Genomic DNA, 18,190 nt, shown 5'->3' with positions numbered 1-18,190 from the left:
TTTATCTAATCCTAGCGTTTCGTGCAGCGGGCATTGAAAATCAACGCCCCGCCATCTTGGCTAAAGGCCCAATCGGTGCCAGCGGCGTTCATATCCCACTCCACGTCCGAGCCACCGTAATTCAGCAGGCAGTATTTCGTGGCCTCGAAACGCACGCTTTCGCGCACCTCGTCCACTCCGGCACCTTTGTTTTCGACCGAAACCGCGATCTCGCGCTTGTCTTCGCCCTTGGACAGCTTGGCCTTAAACGGCAAGGCGCGCTCACTCGCCGCCCCGCGCGATTTATCACTGCGTAACTTGCCGCAAGAGGCGACACCAAAGGCCAATGTCGTGATGAGGAGCAGGCGGATCATGTTTTCAACCTCGTGCCATCTACCACTTGGTCACTTTGCAAAACGCCCACACAAAACACTTTGACCGTCAGCAAACCATCGGCGCGTGTGCGCGTGTCGGCAATGGCGCTTTCGCCCTCGGTGCAGGCGATTTCCATGGCTTTGATCACGGCACGGTTTTCATCCGCAGCAGGGATCGCGCCGCCGTCTTTGTAGCGCATTACAATGCGCGATGTATCTGCCGCGCGCGCGGCCTCGACAACCTCGATCGCCGGACCTTTTGGCGCTTCGGAAACCGGACCGGTTGGCACACATGCTGACAATAACGCCGCCGTGGATATGACTACGAATGCGCGCATCATTCTGCCGCCACCGCTGACACGCGGCCAGTGCGTTTATGTTTAATGCGGTCCTCGATCTCGTTGCGGAAGTGGCGCACAAGGCCTTGGATAGGCCAGGCAGCCGCATCGCCAAGGGCACAAATAGTATGGCCTTCAACCTGCTTGGTCACGCTTAGCAGCATGTCGATTTCCTCGACCTCTGCCTCGCCAGTGACAAGGCGGTCCATCACCCGCATCATCCAACCCGTACCTTCGCGACACGGCGTACATTGGCCACAAGATTCGTGCTTGTAGAATTTCGACAAGCGCCAGATGGCTTTGATGATATCGGTGTCCTGATCCATCACGATCACCGCCGCCGTCCCCAGCCCCGAGCGTTGCTCGCGCAGCCAGTCAAAGTCCATGATGCAGTCTTTTTCCATGATCTCGGCAGGCAACATCGGCACAGAAGACCCACCAGGAATAACCGCTTTCAGGTTGGACCAGCCGCCGCGAATACCGCCGCAATGGCGGTCAATCAGCTCTTTGAACGGGATCGACATCGCCTCTTCAACCACGCAAGGGTTGTTGACGTGGCCAGAGATGCCAAACAGTTTGGTGCCCGCATTGTTAGGCCGCCCAAAGCTGGAGAACCAATCCCCGCCACGGCGCAGGATCGTCGGCACAACGGCAATTGATTCCACATTATTCACCGTGGTCGGGCAGCCATAAAGGCCAGCCCCCGCCGGGAATGGCGGCTTCATCCGTGGCATGCCTTTCTTGCCCTCGAGGCTTTCCAGCAATGCAGTTTCTTCGCCGCAAATATATGCGCCCGCACCGTGATGTACGTAGATGTCAAAATCCCAGCCGGATTTGGCAGCGTTCGGGCCGACAAGGCCAGCCTCATAGCATTCGTCGATAGCGTTTTGCAGTGCCTCTTTTTCGCGGATGTATTCGCCGCGAATGTAGATGTAGCAGGCGTTGGCGTTCATCGCGAAGGAGGCGATCAAGCAGCCCTCGATCAAGGTATGCGGGTCATGGCGCATGATCTCGCGATCTTTGCAGGTGCCCGGTTCGGACTCATCGGCATTCACCACCAAGTAGGACGGGCGACCGTCGCTTTCTTTGGGCATAAACGACCACTTGAGGCCTGTCGGGAAGCCAGCGCCGCCACGGCCACGCAGGCCAGAGCCTTTCATGTCCTCGACGATCTTGTCGCGGCCACGCTTGATAATGGCCGCAGTGCCATCCCAATGGCCCCGTGCCTTGGCACCCTTCAAGGAGCGGTCGTGCATCCCGTAGAGGTTGGTAAAGATCCGGTCTTTATCTGCCAGCATGTCGCGTCTTTCTCATTATGCAGGGACTTACCTGCGCGTCTGTGTAGTTTGCAGGCGGTCGCCTGCGGGTCTCTAGTTTGGCTGGCGCGAACGCCAAAGCCCGTAAGCCTCGATCATGACCCAGATGAAAACGGCCGCAATGCCAAGTTCAAAAATGCCCATCACCTGATTGGACCACCCGTACATGGCCCCCGCAAATTCCAGCCCCATGAAGGCTATGACGGCCCCCACGATGATCATCGCCAATCTGCGTCCTTTGGCAGCGCGGGGTTGATCCCCCGCGTCACCGTTCATTTATCTGTGTGGGAGAGGATCAATAGACCCCGCCCTTCTCAACTTTTTTCGAAAACTCGGTCTGGCCGCCTTTGGCCAAAATTTTCGCCTGCTTCACCCAGCCATCGCGTGAAACCCGGCCCCGAACGCCCTCGAGATTTTCATCAACCCAATCCACTTCCTTCTTGCGCCATGCGGCGACCTGATCGAAGTGGAACACACCCATCGTATGAAGCGAGCCTTCGAGCTTCGGACCGACACCTTTGATCTGCTTCAAATCATCGGCCCCGCTTGCACGCGCTTTCTTCATGAACACAGGCTTACCATCGGCGGCCACTGGCTTTGCCTTAGCAGCCGGAGCCTTGGCCTTTGCCGCAGGTTTTTTAGCTGTCGCAGCCTTGGTTGCCGTCTTTGATGCCGCCGCTTTGGGCGCTGGCTTCGCAGCAGGTTTGGCTTTGGTCGCGGATTTAGCTTTGGCAGCTGTCGTGGCCTTCGCCGCGGGCTTTGCTTTAGCCGCAGGCTTGGCCTTTGGCTCTTTTTTAGCAGCCGTCTCAGCGGATGCGCTTGCCTTAGTTGCAGCGCTCTTTGCGGCTGGCTTCTTGGCGGCAGCGCCCTTCGTGGCGGGCTTTTTGGCCGCGGATTTCTTGCTTGTGGCGGGCTTGGCAACAGGTTCGGCCTTGGCCTCACCATCATATTTCCAATCGCCTTTGCGATCGGCCAACTCAGTCTCACCAGCAAGGGCCGTAGACGGCTTCACCTTAGGGGCCGCAGCCGTCACAGAGGCATCACTGGCGGCAACCGCTGCGCTTGTCGCCGGACTGCTGCTGCTAGGCGCAGACGCCGTTGCCGCAGTGTTGGCCACCGCTGAATGAGGTGTCGCGGAAACATCTGATGAAGGTTTGTTACAGAATGCCGAAGTCAAAAGCATCCCCCCGACCAAAAGCGTCAGTAGCCCTAGCAATGCCGCGCCGATGAAGCCGAAACCAGCCATCGACATCAACACGGCTGCAACCAGCACACCAGCCAGAAGCGCAACCAGCCAACATCCGACTGTGCAGCTTTGTCCGTTTGAATTATTCTGTGTCATTCTTCGTACTCCCCGTCCATTTTAGAACTAGTAGACGCCGCCTTTTTTTACGCGGCTTGAAAATTCCGTAGTACCACCTTTGGCTAGCACTTTGGCTTGCTTCACCCACTCGTCCCGGGAGACACGACCCTTGAAACCTTCGAGATTTTCATCGACCCATTCGACTTCTTTCTTGCGCCACGAGGCGACTTGATCGAAGTGGAATACACCGAGTTTATGTAACAAAGCTTCAAGTTTAGGACCTACGCCCTTAATCATTTTCAGGTTATCGGCGCCGCCGGTGCGCGCCTTCTTCAACATTTCCGGCTTCCCGTCTGCTGTAACGGGTTTCGCCTTGGCCGCAGGTTTTGCGGCAGGCTTAGCAGCGGGTTTAACCGCCGATTTTGATGTGCTTTTAGCCGGGGCCTTAGCCGCCGGGTTGGATACAGGTTTGGATGCAGATTTCTTAGCCTTCGCCGGTTTGGCTGATGAGCCAGCTTTGAGTTTACCACCATGTTGCCAAGGTGCCAAAAGCGGCACTTCGGTGCCATCAATCCGCTTTACCGTATCGCCAATATCTGCCGCCAGCTGCACCGACGCGTTATATTGCGTCTTGCCACTGTCAAATTCTGTTAACGATGTCAGACCCTTACGCGGTTCAGCCGCGTAGCGCCCATTTTGAGACCCCGGAGTGGGCACCTCGCCTTTGGACAACATATCAAGGATTTGGCCCATGCTCTTGGCGGTCAAATCCTCATAGTAATCCTTGCCAATCTGGGCCATTGGCGCGTTGGTACAAGCCCCCAAACACTCGACTTCTTCCCAAGAGAACTTGCCATCCGCAGAGACCTGATGCGGCTTCGGCGCAATTTTCTCTTTGCAAACTGCAATCAAATCCTCAGCGCCACAAATCATGCACGACGTGGTGCCGCAGACCTGAATATGCGCCACTGAGCCAACGGGTTGCAGTTGGAACATGAAGTAGAAGGTCGCGACCTCCAAAGCCCGGATGTAGGCCAACCCCAGCATATCCGCCACATGCTCAATGGCGGGGCGGGTCAGCCAGCCCTCCTGCTCCTGCGCCCGCCACAACAACGGGATGACCGCCGAGGCCTGACGCCCCTCGGGATATTTGGTGATCTGCGCCTCCGCCCACGCTAAATTTGCGGGGAGGAAGGCGAAGCTGTCAGGCTGGTCTGCGTGAAGTCTGCGAAGCATGGAGGTCTGTGGCCTTATTTAATCGCGGGAATTAGAAGCGCGCGGCGTTAGCCGCAGGCCCCGACTGTGGAGCGGATACCACCGCCAGCTTGCTCAATCGCTTGCAGCTGGGCCACGGCCTCGCCTTGCACTTTATCAAGCTTCAAATCTTTCCAGCCGGTGATATTGCGAATTTCGGCATGAGTGATCCCATCGAAATCAACGCAACCCACTTGAGCCATGGCGCCAGCGTAGCGCGCCAAATCTACGTCATCTACCGACAACTCAGGTGTCGGCACACAAGCGGCAAGCGTCAACGCGCCAGCAGCTACAAAAACAGAAATCTTTTTCATCGGTCAATCTCTCCAAAAACTACGTCCATGGTTCCAATAATAGCGGCCACATCAGCAAGCTGGTGACCCCGGCACATAAAATCCATCGCCTGCAAATGCAGAAAACCCGGTGCCTTTAGTTTGGCGCGGTAGGGCTTATTCGTCCCGTCCGACACCATATACACGCCGAACTCACCCTTGGGGGCTTCGACCGCCGCGTAGACTTCACCGGCAGGTACGTGGAACCCTTCGGTGTATAATTTGAAGTGATGGATGAGCGCTTCCATCGAGGTTTTCATATTGCTACGCGATGGCGGGGTCATTTTGCCCCGTGCCATCACATCGCCCTTTTCAACGCGCAACTTCACAATGCACTGGCGCATGATCGACAGCGATTGACGCATCTCTTCCATGCGCACCAGATAGCGATCAAAACAGTCGCCATTCTTGCCCACAGGGATTTGGAATTCCATCTCGTCATAGCATTCATAGGGCTGCGAGCGGCGCAAATCCCATGCAAGGCCAGAGCCGCGCACCATGACGCCCGAGAAGCCATAATCAAGCGCGTCTTGCTCGGTGATGATGCCGATATCAGCGTTGCGTTGCTTGAAAATACGGTTGTCAGATAGCAGCCCGTCGATGTCATCCATCACGCCGGGGAAGGTCGTCGTCCATTCCTCGATGTCATTGAGCAGATCGTCAGGCAGGTCTTGGTGCACCCCACCGGGGCGGAAATAAGCGGCGTGCAGGCGCGCACCACTGGCACGCTCGTAAAAGCACATCAGCTTTTCACGTTCCTCGAAACCCCACAGCGGCGGCGTCAGCGCGCCCACATCCATGGCCTGAGTAGTCACGTTCAAAAGGTGGTTCAGGATGCGGCCAATCTCGGAATACAGCACGCGGATCAGCGAGGCGCGGCGCGGGATGTCTGTGCCGGTCAGCTTTTCAATCGCGAGGCACCAAGCATGCTCTTGGTTCATCGGGGCGACGTAATCCAGCCGATCCAGATAGGGCAGGTTTTGCAGATAGGTGCGGCTCTCCATCAACTTTTCAGTGCCACGATGCAACAGGCCGATATGCGGGTCACACCGCTCCACGATCTCGCCGTCCAGCTCCAACACCAAGCGCAACACGCCGTGGGCGGCGGGGTGCTGAGGCCCGAAGTTGATGTTGAAGTTACGGATCTTCTGCTCACCCGTCAGGGTGTCGTTGAATTTGGAACCGTCCATCATTTCACTCCGTTCGTCGAAACGTTGCACAGTGCCATTGAATTTATTGAATATTCCTCAGACAATAACATTAACGGTTTTTTAAAAAAGGGCGCTGAAGCCAAGGTAACTGTAGCGATCGCACATACAGCTTCGATCAAGCTAAATCCAAACTCCATCATTTCTTCGCCCCCTCTTCAGCCTTCTCGTCGCCCGGCATGATATACTCTGCCCCCTCCCAAGGGGACATGAAATCAAACTGGCGGTATTCTTGGACCAGCGATACTGGCTCGTACACAACGCGCTTTTCTGCGTCGTCATAGCGGACTTCGACATAGCCCGTAGTGGGGAAGTCTTTGCGCAGCGGGTAGCCACGGAAGCCGTAATCGGTGAGGATGCGGCGCAGGTCTGGATGGCCCGAGAACAAGATGCCGAACATGTCAAAGATTTCACGCTCAAACCAATTTGCCGCCGGATAGACCTCGTGCACGGATGGCACGATTTCATCTTCGCGGATCGCCATTTTTACCCGGATGCGGTGGTTTTGGTACATCGACAAGTAGTGGTAGACCACATCAAAGCGCTGGTCGCGGGTCGGGTAATCTACGGCCGTAATATCCACCATCGTGGAAAAACGGCACGCACGGTCTGTCTTGAGAAATTCAGTAAACGCCACCAAAGAGCTGGGCGCGATATAGACCGTCAGCTCGCCACGAATAATCTCGGTGGACAGCACGCAGTCAGGGCGCTTCAGCTCGATATGAGCGGCAAGTTCTTGAAGGGCGTCGCTCATCGAATAATAGTCCCCGTGCGGCGAATTTTGCGTTGCAGTTGCAGCAGACCATACATCAAAGCCTCTGCCGTTGGTGGGCAGCCCGGCACGTATAGATCAACGGGTACGATACGGTCGCAGCCGCGCACAACGCTATAGGAATAGTGGTAATAGCCGCCGCCATTGGCGCATGAGCCCATGGAGATCACGTAGCGCGGCTCTGGCATTTGATCGTAGACCTTGCGCAGCGCCGGGGCCATTTTATTGGTCAGCGTACCCGCCACAATCATCAGATCAGACTGGCGCGGAGAGGCGCGCGGCGCAGTGCCGAACCGCTCCATATCATAGCGCGGCATCGCGGCGTGCATCATCTCAACAGCGCAACACGCCAACCCGAAGGTCATCCAGTGCAGCGAGCCGGTGCGCGCCCAGTTAATGATGTCTGCGGTCGAGGTAACAAGGAAGCCCTTGTCTTGAAGCTCGTCATTCAGCGCTCGCGTGGCAACTTCTTTATCCCAGCTAGCTGTGTTTTGACCAGTCGCTACTCCCATTCGAGCGCTCCCTTTTTCCATTCGTAAGCGAAGCCGATCGTCAGCACTCCAAGAAAGACCATCATCGACCAGAAGCCCAACAGCCCGACATCCTTAAAGGCAACAGCCCAAGGGAACAGGAATGCAATTTCCAGATCGAAGATAATAAATAGGATCGCGACCAAGTAAAACCGCACATCAAACTTCATGCGCGCATCATCAAAAGCGTTAAAGCCACATTCGTAAATGGATACTTTTTCAGGGTCAGGATTGCGCACTGCAAGTATTGCTGCTGCCAGAATCAAAACCAACCCAAGAGCAATGGCCATCCCTAGAAAGATAAGGATTGGCAGGTATTCGCGTAGAAGCTCGTCCACGTAGGTCTCCTTTTCGCCTGCGCAGCGTCATACGCACGGCCTATTAGTTGCCAAGATCATTACGCCTGCACGCGCAGAGCGTCAACAGATGGTCCATGCGTCTTATTGGCGTTTTAGCCTTATTTTTCTGACATTACGCCAAACATATACCTGAGTTTTTCACTAAGGTTTTGAGTCGCCCCCTCACCCCAATCGCTGCAAAAGGGCTAAAGATGGATTTCCAGTGGCCTCGATTCCGACACTGCGCTGAAAGGCTGAAATCGCCGCACGGCTTTTGGGGCCAAGCACCCCGTCCGCGCCGCCGGTATCAAACCCCTTTGCCGTCAAACGCTGCTGCAATTGCTTGCGCTGCCCAATGACCAGCCCGTATTTATCTGGGCCAAACGCTGTCTTTAACGGCCCGCCCCCTGCCAGCCGATCCGCCAAATGCCCAACGCCTAGCGCGTAATTGTCAGAGTTGTTGTAACGCTTAATCGCGCGGAAATTTGTCCCCACATCAAAGCGCGGACCGCCGGGATCAGGCTGCAACCCACCGCTCGATACTTCGCGCCCCCAAGGCGCTGAGCGCTGCCAGCCAGATTTTGCGAGATAAGCCGCCGTTGACGCCAGCGCATCAGACGGATCATCCGACCAAATATCGCGCCGCCCATCACCGGTGAAATCTACCGCAAATAACTGATACGACGTCGGGATAAACTGCGTATGCCCCATCGCACCAGCCCAAGAGCCAACCAAGCGCGCAGCTGTTGTATCGCCCGTTTGCAAAATCTTAAGCGCCGCGATCAATTGCTTCTCAAAGAACACACCACGCCGCCCATCAAAGGCCAACGTCGCCGTTGCAGACACCACAGGAATATTGCCCCGCCGCGCCCCAAAATTGCTCTCTACGCCCCAGATTGCTGCGACCACATTGGCCGGCACACCGTAGCGCGCCTCGATGGCGTTCAGCCGCGTACGCTCGCGGGCGAACGCCACGCGCCCTGCCCGAATTTTCTCCTCCGAGGCGACGATGGCAAGGTAGTCTTCAAAACTGCGTTTAAACTCAGTTTGGTTGCGGTCCCGCTCAATCACCTCAGGCAAAAAACCAACGCCGCGAAGGCCTTGCTGCAATGTCGAGGCTGAAATCCCTTTGGACAGCGCCCTGCCCCGGAACCCATCAATCCACACATCAAAGGCCGCATTGGGCACCGCGCGCATCACAGGTGCTGCGAGCGCGGGGGCGCTGCCTCCGCTGCCCGACACACAGGCCTGTAAGGTAAATGCCCCTGACAGGGCTAAAAATTCTCTGCGCGCAATCATGGAACTGCTCCCTCGCGTCTGGTTGTTTTCTATAACCTAGACGAAAAGAACATATGGTTAAACCATGGGATTTTTATTGCGACTAAGTCAGCTCGACTAGCGCACGCTTAAGCAATTTCCCCGCACGAGGTGGCAAAAAGGAAAGCGCCTGTTCTGGCGGAATATTTTGCCGCAACAAAAAAACTGCCAATGCATGAGCCCGCGTGGGTTGTCGCATATAGCCCTGCCACCCCGCCTGATCTGCTCCAGCCAGCTCAATAACGCCAAGCCCCGCTATAATAACACAAAGATCTGTCGCCAACTCCTCCACCGGCTCGCCACCCGGCCAGTCCCTTGGCGTTTTTGCCATACGCTGATGCATCAATTCATGTGCCAACATCGAGATCAACGCCATTGGTCGCCGGACCAGTGTCGGATCATAGCAAATCAACCCGCCCTTATGGTCCCCCTGCCAAGTTCCCGCGACATCGCTCATCACACCGTACTCATGGCGCAACTCATCGAGCAGCACGTTCAGTGGGGCCAATCTCACATTAAGGTCTGCTACCCCGATCAATGGTTTGAGGTTGTTGACCAGCCCCTCAACGATCTGATCTGGTGTCCCCGACGGCGCAGGGAAGAAGTCCTTAGTCGGGAGCACCAACCGCGTATCCGGCGTCAATATCCCGCAAGATGTGGCCCAGTCGAAACTCTCTTCAATCCAGTCGTGCATGTCTTCGCTGACCTCATAGCGGCCTTTAAGCATTCCAAACATTACACAACCCAAGCAGCCTTCCGTTTGTCGAAAAACGCGGCGATGCCCTCGGCACTCTCGGCGCTGTCCCAGCGGGTGACGAGGGAGCGGATCGAGATTTCAATCGCCTCGGCCTCTGGCGCGCCGCCAAGGGCCAACGCCAGCGCTTTGGCCTCGGCCACGGCGCCCGGTGCGCAGGACAGATAGGGGATGATTTCAGCCTCGATCGCCGCATCCAGATCATCCGACACGCTAGCAACAACGCCCAAGGTTTGCGCCTCGGCCGCACCAAAAACCCGGCTCGACATGAACACGCGGCGCGTATTTCCCTCGCCCATGCGCGCAATAACATAGGGCCCGATTGTGGCCGGGATCAGGCCCAGCTTGGTCTCGGTCAGGCCGAACTTCGCATCCGGTGCGGCCACCGCCACATCACACACGCAAGCCAGCCCAACGCCGCCGCCAAACGCCGCGCCCTCGACACGGCCAATGACCGGCTTGGGCAACGCATTCCACGCGCCCAACATTGTGGCCAATTTGCCTGCCTCACGCGCGCGCGTTTGCGCATCCGCATCAATCTGCGCACGCATCCAATTCAGATCACCGCCCGCACAAAACATCCCCCCCGCACCGCGCAACACCACCGCGCGCACGCTGTCATCGCCAGCCAGTTGCGCAGCGCACGCTGTCAACTCATCGATCATCTCGCCCGACATCGCATTGCGTTTTGCGGGGCGGTTCAACACCACCGTCACCACACCGCGCGCATCAGCCTCAACCAGTAGCGTCTCGAACATTATATCTCTCCTGTTGAGGTCATATCCTCGTAAATCCAAACCATCCGGTCACAAAACCAAGCCTTGCTGCCCATCGTCAAAACTGTGCCAAACATCGCCCAATCCCACCACAAAGCCCACAGGCCCCAGATCATCACCAGCGCCCCCGGCACTGTGACGAAAGCCAACAGCCTTGTGGCGACCATATGATGATCTGCCACATCGCTGCGCCGAGTTAAGAAAACCTGCTCGCCCAGCACCACCTTGCTGGCCCAGTTATCCGTGCTGCGCGGCACCGCAAAGACGCGCGGATTTGCCCAGACCCACACCAGAACCAAGGCCACCGCAAGCAATGCTCCCCACCCCAGCCAAACCCGCGACCAGACAGTCAGTGCCAACAAAGGTAGCACCGAGAACCGCGTCCACACTGACCAAGGATTTGCATGGCGCGCCCAGATGCGCTCATCCATCGACATCAACCGCTCCATTGCGGCGAAAACATTCATCACTGCGCTCGCATATTTTGCGCCATCTGAGCTGCCTCGGTTACAATTTTCGCATCAAGGCCACTGGTAAACCCTGCCCCTTCCAGATGTGCCAGAACCGCCTCAGTCGCGACATTCCCCGCAGCACCGGGCGCATAGGGGCAACCGCCCAAACCGCCAACAGCCGCATCGAACACCCGCACGCCATACGACAAGGCCACATCAATATTGCCCAACGCCTTCCCCGAAGTGTCGTGGAAATGACCCGCCAGCTTAGACGCCGGACAGACATCCGTGACCGCGCGCAGCATAGCGTCGATCTGCTCTGGCGTGGCGCGCCCGATGGTGTCGCCAAGCGATATCTCGTAGCAGCCAAGATCCAGCAATTGCGCCACCACGCGCGCCACATCTTTAGGTGCAGTCGGCCCATCAAAGGGGCATTCCGCCACGCAAGACACATAGCCGCGCACGGGCATCGGGGCGGCGTCCATAATGGGCACAAAGCGCGCAATACTTTGCGCAATCGTGGCGTTCACATTGGCCATCGAGAACCCCTCGGAGGCGCTGGCAAACACCGCCACCTCGTCCGCTTTGGCGCTGATTGCACCCTCCAACCCGCGCATATTTGGGGTCAGTGCGGCGTAAGACACACCCTTGGCGCGGGTAATCCCCGCCAGCACATCCGCGCTATCGGCCATTTGAGGCACCCATTTGGGCGACACAAAGCTGGCCACTTCGATGCGACGAAACCCTGCCGAGGACAGTAAATCCACCAGTGCAATTTTATCAGCCGTGGCAATTTTGGCTTTCTCGTTTTGCAGCCCATCGCGCGGGCCAACCTCGAATATTTCCACGCGTGTCATGCTGGCACCTCGTAGAAGTCTTGCGCATAAAGTCGATCATCGTCCCCGGGCAAACTGGCCCTATATGCGGGGCGCGCAGTGATCTGCGCAAACCATGCGGCCACCAAAGGAAACGCCTCGATCCGCGCGAAATGGCGCGCCATATAGACAGCCTGCCCGCATGATATGTCCGCCGCCGAAAACCCGCCATCCAGCAAATACTCACGCCCCTGCAAGCGCCCCTCTAGCGCGCCATAGCATTTAGCAATACGCGCTGCCTCCAGCTTCATCACGATGGGGCTGCGCATGTGGTCTTCATAAAGGGCTATATGTTGCTGGGTCAGCGCCGCTATGTGTTGCGATATCGTCTCGGAGAAATGCACCCAGACCAGCCAATCCGCGCGCTCAGGATCACTGGGCGCACGGCCAAGCCCCGCATCAGGGAACGTCTCACACAAGAACTCGGTAATGGCTCCGGTCTCAAACAGGGTCTGCGTCCCGATCTCTAGCGCAGGCACACGGCCCGACGGGTTCAAAGCCAGATACTCCGGCGCACGTAAGTTTTTGCCAAACGGGTGCACCTCAGTCTCAAACGCCACGCCCAATTCATGCAACACCCACAAGCTGCGCATCGAGCGTGTTTGAGGCGCGTGGTGCAGTCTAATTTTGACCTGCTCAGTCATCTTGCGCCACCTCTATGCGCACCAAAGCAGAGCCAGCCGTGACCTGATCGCCGGGCTGCGCCATCACATCTATGACCACGCCATCGGCCTGCGCACGCAAGGCGTGCTCCATCTTCATTGCCTCTAGAACCAGCAACCTGTCACCGGCTTTCACCACCGTGCCAGCGGCAACATCCACAGCGCGCACCAGCCCTGGCATTGGCGCACGGGTCACACCGTCACCCGCGCCCTGATCTGCGTCGCGCGCCAACGGATCGGGAATGGTGAACGGGTACGTATTGCCCCAAAACACCGCGCCCTGCGCGCCGTCGCACCAAATCGCAGCCTTGGTTTTTGCACCATCCACTAGCCAAGCGCCGCCTTGATAGGCCAGCACATGAGTGGCATCAGATAGGCGCACCTGAAAGCGGTTATCCGAGAGGGTTTCAACCTGCGCCTGCTCAGCCTCACCATCGGCCTGCTCAAAAGAGAAATCCACCGCCTGCCGCACGCCGCCCCAAAGCGACACACCCGCAAAATCAGGATTAGGTTCATGCAAACCCAGCGCCGCCACCGCCCCCAAAGCGCGACTGCGCGAGCATGGGGCGCTTGAAGCCGCCAGCGCGTCCAAATCACGCTCGATCAAGCCAGTATCCACGTCACCCGCGCCAAACCCTGCATGGCGCGACAGCGCTGCAAGGAAGGCAATATTGGTGACAGAGCCGCCAATTTTTGTGTCCTCAAGCGCGCGCGTCAAAGCCGCCAATGCCTGCGCACGGTCAGCCCCATGCACGGTCAGTTTAGCAATCATCGGATCATAATGTGAGCTGATCTCATCACCTTGGCGCACGCCCGTATCAATGCGTGCGTCAGGTGAAAATTGCAGATGATGCAGCGTGCCAGTGGCAGGCAAAAACCCTGCGGGAACATCTTCGGCGTAGATGCGCGCCTCGAAGGAATGCCCTGTGATAGAAAGCTCTTCTTGGCGCATCGGCAGCCCCTCACCCGACGCCACGCGCAACTGCCATTCCACCAGATCAACGCCGGTGATGGCCTCGGTCACAGGGTGCTCGACCTGTAGGCGCGTGTTCATTTCCATGAAGTAGAACCGATCGGCCTGTAGCCCATCCGTGGCATCAACGATGAACTCCACCGTGCCGGCACCCGCATAGCCCACAGCGCGCGCCGCACGCACCGCCGCTTGGCCCATCGCGTCGCGCATCGCAGGTGTCATGCCGGGGGCCGGAGCCTCCTCAATCACCTTTTGGTGGCGGCGTTGCAGCGAACAATCGCGCTCGAACAAATGCACCGCATCTGTGCCATCACCAAACACCTGAATTTCAATGTGGCGCGGACAAGAGACGTATTTTTCAATCAACACCACACCATTGCCGAATGCCTTGAGCGCCTCGGTCTGTGCGGCCTCCAATTCCTGCGTAAACATGGCCGGATCATCGACGCGGCGCATGCCTTTGCCGCCACCACCCGCCACAGCCTTGATCAACACCGGATAGCCGATTTTGTCGGCCTCGGCCGCCAGATTATCCTGCGCCGCCTCGTGGTAGCCCGGCACCACCGGCACACCTGCATCCACCATCAACGCCTTGGCTGCGTCCTTGAGGCCCATCGCGCGGATCGCATGTGCAGATGGCCCGATGAACACCAGCCCCGCCGCCTCGACCTGTTCCACAAAATCAGGGTTCTCGGAGAGGAAGCCATAGCCCGGATGGATCGCCTGCGCGCCCGTGGCTTGGGCCGCCGCAATGATCGCGTCACCTCGCAGATAGCTTTCAGCAGGTGTCGCGCCACCAAGGGACACCGCCTGATCGGCCAGCGCCACATGGCGCGATGTGGCATCCACATCAGAATGCACGGCCACCGTTGCCACGCCCAAACGGCGGCAAGTGTCGATGATCCGGCAAGCGATTTCGCCTCTATTGGCGATTAGGATTTTAGTGAACATCTCGTAAAACCTTCTTAAGAGCATTGTTCAAGTGACGCGCAGTACGCGCATCAAGTGAAACGAGTAAACAACGTATGGGGCTGTTTAGCCCTTGGCGCACAGCGACCATGGCAGCAAGGTCATGCGGATACCCGTATGCCCCTGTAGAAATTGCAGGAAAAGCAATGCATTTAGCATCAACACTTTGCGCGAGAGCTATTGCTTTAGCGTAGCATGCCGCAAGTAGTTCTTCTTCGCCAGCATCGCCGCCGCGCCAAATAGGTCCGACCGTATGAACCACATATTTCGCCGCAAGATTGTATCCCTTAGTCAGTTTCGCTTCACCAGTTTTACAACCGCCCAGCGTTTTGCACTCAGCTAAAAGCTCAGGCCCAGCTGCCCGATGAATTGCTCCATCCACGCCACCACCTCCCAAAAGAGAACGATTGGCCGCATTCACTATCACATCAACATTCATCGTTGTGATGTCACCCCGTACAATCTCCATATGCCCACCCCCCATCACATCCCAAACACGCCAAAGCGTGTCTCCTCGATGGGCGCATTCAACGCCACCATCTGCGGCAGCGACAGCACATCTTCTCTGCCACTCAAAACCTTCACATCAACCGGCATTTTCATGAGCACCACCCAGCGCGTTTGCCGCCATTATATGCTCGCGCAAGCCCCGCCTTGATCATCCGCCCCGAGACATCTTCACCGTCTAGGATTAACTTTGTGAGGGAGCGCTTGTAGCGATCACGCCCCTCTACCCGCGCCTCGATGTTGCGCGCGGTCCACAGTTGCCAGCGCAAATAGAACGTGGCTTTGGTCGCGCCCCATGTCTCGGACAGGCAAGCCCCGTCAACCTCGGGCGTGTCGTAGCCAAGGATGCGGCCAGATTGCGCGCCACCCTCTGGGCAAAACAGCTTCACCGTATCGCCATCTATGACACTCAACACCCAACACTCCGGATAGTCTTTGACGAATGCACTGATGCCATCACCGACGGGCACAGCAATGACCAGCGCAAGGAACACCCAAATAGGCCACCAGACCCCGCGTTTTCGATGCTTTGAACCAGAGCGCCACCCCATAATTTACATCCCCTCATTACATCCGGAACACGCCAAAGCGTGTCTCCTCGATGGGGGCATTCAACGCCGCCATCAAAGACAGTGCCAGCACATCGCGGGCTTTGCGCGGGTCAACGATACCGTCATCCCAAAGGCGCGCCGAGGCGTAGAGCGGGTGCGATTGCTCCTCGAACATATCAATCGTCGGTTGCTTGAACGCAGCCTCTTCCTCGGCGGACCAAGTGCCGCCTTTGCGCTCGATGCCGTCACGCTTGACCGTGGCCAAAACACCCGCCGCTTGCGGGCCGCCCATCACCGAGATGCGCGAGTTTGGCCATGACCACATGAAACGCGGCTGATAGGCACGCCCGGCCATGCCGTAATTCCCAGCGCCAAAAGAGCCACCCACAACCATGGTTATTTTCGGCACCGACGTGGTCGCCACCGCCGTCACCAGTTTGGCGCCATGGCGCGCGATCCCCTCATTCTCGTACTTCTGACCGACCATGAAGCCAGTGATATTTTGCAAAAACACCAATGGGATACGGCGTTGCGAGCACAGCTCAACAAAATGCGCGCCCTTTTGGGCGGCCTCGGAAAACAGCACGCCGTTATTGGCGATGATCCCCACCTGCATGCCGCAAATATGCGCAAACCCAGTCACCAAGGTCTCGCCATAGCGGGCTTTGAACTCGTCAAACCGAGAGCCATCCACCACGCGCATAATCACCTCGCGGATATCGTAGGGCGTGGTCAATGAGGCCGGCACAACACCCAATAGCTCGGAGGGATCATAAGCCGGCGCGTCATACGGTAGGGTGGGGTTATCTACCCCACCGCGCCCGCCACAGCCACCAATATTGCCCACCGCTTGGCGCGCCAAAGCCAGCGCATGGGTGTCATCCTCAGCCAAATAATCCGCCACGCCGGACAGGCGCGTATGCACGTCCCCGCCACCTAAATCCTCGGCCGATACGACCTCGCCCGTGGCGGCCTTCACCAAGGGCGGGCCAGCGAGGAAAATCGTGCCCTGCTCTTTGACAATGATCGTGACATCCGACATCGCAGGCACGTAAGCCCCGCCCGCCGTGCACGAGCCCATGACCACAGCAATCTGCGCGATGCCCTTAGCCGACATGCGCGCTTGGTTGTAGAAAATGCGCCCAAAGTGGTCGCGATCGGGGAATACCTCGTCCTGATTGGGCAGGTTCGCGCCGCCACTATCCACCAAATAGACGCAAGGCAGATGGTTCTCTTCGGCAATTTCTTGGGCGCGCAGGTGCTTCTTCACCGTCATCGGATAATACGTGCCACCCTTCACGGTGGCATCATTGCACAGCACCATAACTTGGCGCCCCTGCACCAAACCAATGCCCGCGATCACCCCCGCGCAAGGGGCCGCACCATCATATAGCCCATGCGCCGCAGTCGCCCCCACCTCAAGAAAGGGCGAGCCGGGATCAAGCAAGTTCGCCACCCGGTCGCGCGGCAGCATTTTGCCACGCTTTATATGCCGCTCGCGCGAGCCCTCGCTGCCCCCCAAAGCGGCCTGATCTGCCACCTTACGGACCACATTCAGCGCCTCTAGATTGGCAGCCTCATTGGCGCGGAATTCTTGGGAAGTCGGGGCTATGTTTGATGTTAGTTTCATATACTCACCTTGGCCTCATATCGCGTAACTGGGTGCTGCGCTCGGATGTCATCACCAGCAGGCAATTGGCGTAGACGACCCCTCGGATCGAGCCGCCCTCCCACCATGCATAGGTGAAATCACAATGCGCATCACGAAAAGCGATCCAAGCACGTTGCGCCTTTTGCAGCCCGCCCGCCAAATCGCTTAACTCATCCGCGTCGCGAATTTTCAGCACTGCGCGTGATTTTTGGTATTCTTCGTTTAGGATGTCGTCCCAAACAGCAGTCTCGGCGGCAATACATTGCGCGATCCCTACTGCCGTATCTCCACCCGGTAGCATCTGACAATTATCAGACGCCCGCCCCAGACAATCCGGACTGCTTTGCCCCTCAGGAGCAGCGGCATGACAGGCAAAAACGCGCTCCGCGTTCACACTCAACTCAGTCGCATGAAGTGGCGAAGCCAGCAGGGCAAAAAGGCAGATCCAGAGCCGCATCATTGCTCCTTAAACTTGCAATATTCAGCCGAGGAGCGCCCCTCGAGGCACGCCGCCAATTCGCCTGATAGCCCGGCCATTTCGCTGATCTCGCAACCCAAGCGTGCGCTTTGCATGCCCTCAGGCTTGCTCGCCGCCACTTTTTCGCATCCCTGCACAACATAGCCAGTCCATTGACCCATCAACTCCGTCAACTCGGACACACCGCCAATGGTGATCATGCCCACGACTTGAGTTTGCAGGTTTTCAACGGTCCCAGCCCACGCTGCGCGCTCGCCCTGCAAACAAGTGGCATGAGCCGCCCCGCCCGCATCATGCGACACACAGGGCTGGAACATCAGCTCAACACATTGGTGCCAAGTGGTGCCCTGCTCCAAGTTCTCAAGACACGCCATCACAAGGATTTTGTCCGGTGCGACGGGGGTATCGGCAAAGGCGGGTGTCACAGCAAGCGCTGCGATGAGGGTGAGGCATTTCATTTGTGTCCTTTCAAGCCAATTTG

Annotated in this window: 23 protein-coding genes; all 23 read right to left on the bottom strand. The window is 57.6% G+C overall.

What is annotated here, in order from left to right:
• Positions 1-11 precede the first annotated feature (11 nt).
• Positions 12-353 (bottom strand): hypothetical protein, encoded by a 342-nt coding sequence (locus AC3Y7R_RS14190; protein WP_490042704.1) that lies wholly within the window; start codon positions 351-353, stop codon positions 12-14.
• Positions 350-694, bottom strand: a complete 345-nt coding sequence (locus tag AC3Y7R_RS14185) for a hypothetical protein (RefSeq protein ID WP_490042703.1) — start codon at positions 692-694, stop codon at positions 350-352. Before AC3Y7R_RS14185 ends, AC3Y7R_RS14190 begins: the two co-directional genes overlap by 4 nt.
• Positions 691-1,989, bottom strand: coding sequence for an NADH-quinone oxidoreductase subunit NuoF (nuoF, locus tag AC3Y7R_RS14180; RefSeq protein ID WP_490042702.1), 1,299 nt, complete (start codon positions 1,987-1,989; stop codon positions 691-693). Before nuoF ends, AC3Y7R_RS14185 begins: the two co-directional genes overlap by 4 nt.
• 72 nt (positions 1,990-2,061) lie before the next feature.
• Positions 2,062-2,283, bottom strand: a complete 222-nt coding sequence (locus tag AC3Y7R_RS14175; protein WP_490042701.1) for a DUF5337 family protein — start codon at positions 2,281-2,283, stop codon at positions 2,062-2,064.
• A gap of 19 nt (positions 2,284-2,302) precedes the next feature.
• Positions 2,303-3,349 carry a helix-hairpin-helix domain-containing protein gene (locus AC3Y7R_RS14170; protein WP_490042700.1) on the bottom strand — a complete coding sequence of 349 codons (1,047 nt, stop codon included), beginning with the start codon at positions 3,347-3,349 and terminating at the stop codon, positions 2,303-2,305.
• A gap of 27 nt (positions 3,350-3,376) precedes the next feature.
• A complete protein-coding gene (locus AC3Y7R_RS14165; RefSeq protein ID WP_490042699.1) occupies positions 3,377-4,546 on the bottom strand; it encodes an NADH-quinone oxidoreductase subunit E in 1,170 nt (389 codons plus the stop codon).
• 47 nt (positions 4,547-4,593) lie between these two features.
• Entirely contained in the window at positions 4,594-4,878 is a 285-nt protein-coding gene (locus AC3Y7R_RS14160; protein WP_490042698.1) for a hypothetical protein, read from the bottom strand.
• Positions 4,875-6,086 carry an NADH-quinone oxidoreductase subunit D gene (locus tag AC3Y7R_RS14155; protein WP_490042697.1) on the bottom strand — a complete coding sequence of 404 codons (1,212 nt, stop codon included), beginning with the start codon at positions 6,084-6,086 and terminating at the stop codon, positions 4,875-4,877. Before AC3Y7R_RS14155 ends, AC3Y7R_RS14160 begins: the two co-directional genes overlap by 4 nt.
• A 157-nt stretch (positions 6,087-6,243) precedes the next feature.
• Complete coding sequence (locus tag AC3Y7R_RS14150) at positions 6,244-6,858, bottom strand: NADH-quinone oxidoreductase subunit C (RefSeq protein ID WP_490042696.1); 615 nt, start codon at positions 6,856-6,858, stop codon at positions 6,244-6,246.
• Positions 6,855-7,388: a NuoB/complex I 20 kDa subunit family protein gene (locus AC3Y7R_RS14145; RefSeq protein WP_490042695.1), complete on the bottom strand. Its 534-nt coding sequence runs from the start codon at positions 7,386-7,388 to the stop codon at positions 6,855-6,857. The genes AC3Y7R_RS14150 and AC3Y7R_RS14145 overlap by 4 nt, the downstream gene beginning before the upstream one ends.
• On the bottom strand, positions 7,379-7,744 hold the full coding sequence (locus tag AC3Y7R_RS14140; protein WP_490042694.1) for an NADH-quinone oxidoreductase subunit A: 366 nt from the start codon (positions 7,742-7,744) through the stop codon (positions 7,379-7,381). Before AC3Y7R_RS14140 ends, AC3Y7R_RS14145 begins: the two co-directional genes overlap by 10 nt.
• A 183-nt stretch (positions 7,745-7,927) precedes the next feature.
• On the bottom strand, positions 7,928-9,043 hold the full coding sequence (locus AC3Y7R_RS14135; RefSeq protein WP_490042693.1) for a lytic murein transglycosylase: 1,116 nt from the start codon (positions 9,041-9,043) through the stop codon (positions 7,928-7,930).
• Positions 9,044-9,125: 82 nt separating this feature from the next.
• Entirely contained in the window at positions 9,126-9,797 is a 672-nt protein-coding gene (locus AC3Y7R_RS14130; RefSeq protein WP_490042692.1) for a hypothetical protein, read from the bottom strand.
• Positions 9,797-10,573 (bottom strand): crotonase/enoyl-CoA hydratase family protein, encoded by a 777-nt coding sequence (locus AC3Y7R_RS14125; RefSeq protein WP_490042691.1) that lies wholly within the window; start codon positions 10,571-10,573, stop codon positions 9,797-9,799. The genes AC3Y7R_RS14130 and AC3Y7R_RS14125 overlap by 1 nt, the downstream gene beginning before the upstream one ends.
• Positions 10,573-11,058: a DUF6653 family protein gene (locus tag AC3Y7R_RS14120; protein ID WP_490042690.1), complete on the bottom strand. Its 486-nt coding sequence runs from the start codon at positions 11,056-11,058 to the stop codon at positions 10,573-10,575. Before AC3Y7R_RS14120 ends, AC3Y7R_RS14125 begins: the two co-directional genes overlap by 1 nt.
• Positions 11,058-11,900, bottom strand: a complete 843-nt coding sequence (locus AC3Y7R_RS14115) for a hydroxymethylglutaryl-CoA lyase (protein ID WP_490042689.1) — start codon at positions 11,898-11,900, stop codon at positions 11,058-11,060. Before AC3Y7R_RS14115 ends, AC3Y7R_RS14120 begins: the two co-directional genes overlap by 1 nt.
• Positions 11,897-12,562 carry a glutathione S-transferase family protein gene (locus tag AC3Y7R_RS14110; protein ID WP_490042688.1) on the bottom strand — a complete coding sequence of 222 codons (666 nt, stop codon included), beginning with the start codon at positions 12,560-12,562 and terminating at the stop codon, positions 11,897-11,899. The genes AC3Y7R_RS14115 and AC3Y7R_RS14110 overlap by 4 nt, the downstream gene beginning before the upstream one ends.
• A complete protein-coding gene (locus AC3Y7R_RS14105; protein ID WP_490042687.1) occupies positions 12,555-14,504 on the bottom strand; it encodes an ATP-binding protein in 1,950 nt (649 codons plus the stop codon). The genes AC3Y7R_RS14110 and AC3Y7R_RS14105 overlap by 8 nt, the downstream gene beginning before the upstream one ends.
• A complete protein-coding gene (locus AC3Y7R_RS14100; protein WP_490042686.1) occupies positions 14,494-14,991 on the bottom strand; it encodes an O-acetyl-ADP-ribose deacetylase in 498 nt (165 codons plus the stop codon). Before AC3Y7R_RS14100 ends, AC3Y7R_RS14105 begins: the two co-directional genes overlap by 11 nt.
• Before the next feature lie 130 nt (positions 14,992-15,121).
• Positions 15,122-15,580 (bottom strand): thermonuclease family protein, encoded by a 459-nt coding sequence (locus AC3Y7R_RS14095; protein ID WP_490042685.1) that lies wholly within the window; start codon positions 15,578-15,580, stop codon positions 15,122-15,124.
• Between the two features lie 16 nt (positions 15,581-15,596).
• The gene (locus AC3Y7R_RS14090) at positions 15,597-17,210 is read right to left on the bottom strand and encodes a carboxyl transferase domain-containing protein (RefSeq protein ID WP_490042684.1); all 1,614 of its coding nucleotides are present in this window, start codon (positions 17,208-17,210) and stop codon (positions 15,597-15,599) included.
• A 4-nt stretch (positions 17,211-17,214) separates the two neighbouring features.
• Positions 17,215-17,688, bottom strand: a complete 474-nt coding sequence (locus tag AC3Y7R_RS14085) for a lysozyme inhibitor LprI family protein (protein WP_490042683.1) — start codon at positions 17,686-17,688, stop codon at positions 17,215-17,217.
• Positions 17,688-18,167 (bottom strand): hypothetical protein, encoded by a 480-nt coding sequence (locus AC3Y7R_RS14080; RefSeq protein ID WP_490042682.1) that lies wholly within the window; start codon positions 18,165-18,167, stop codon positions 17,688-17,690. Before AC3Y7R_RS14080 ends, AC3Y7R_RS14085 begins: the two co-directional genes overlap by 1 nt.
• Positions 18,168-18,190: the final 23 nt, after the last annotated feature.

Source organism: Litoreibacter sp. (assembly GCF_058136045.1).
This window is presented reverse-complemented; position numbering and strand designations above follow the sequence as displayed.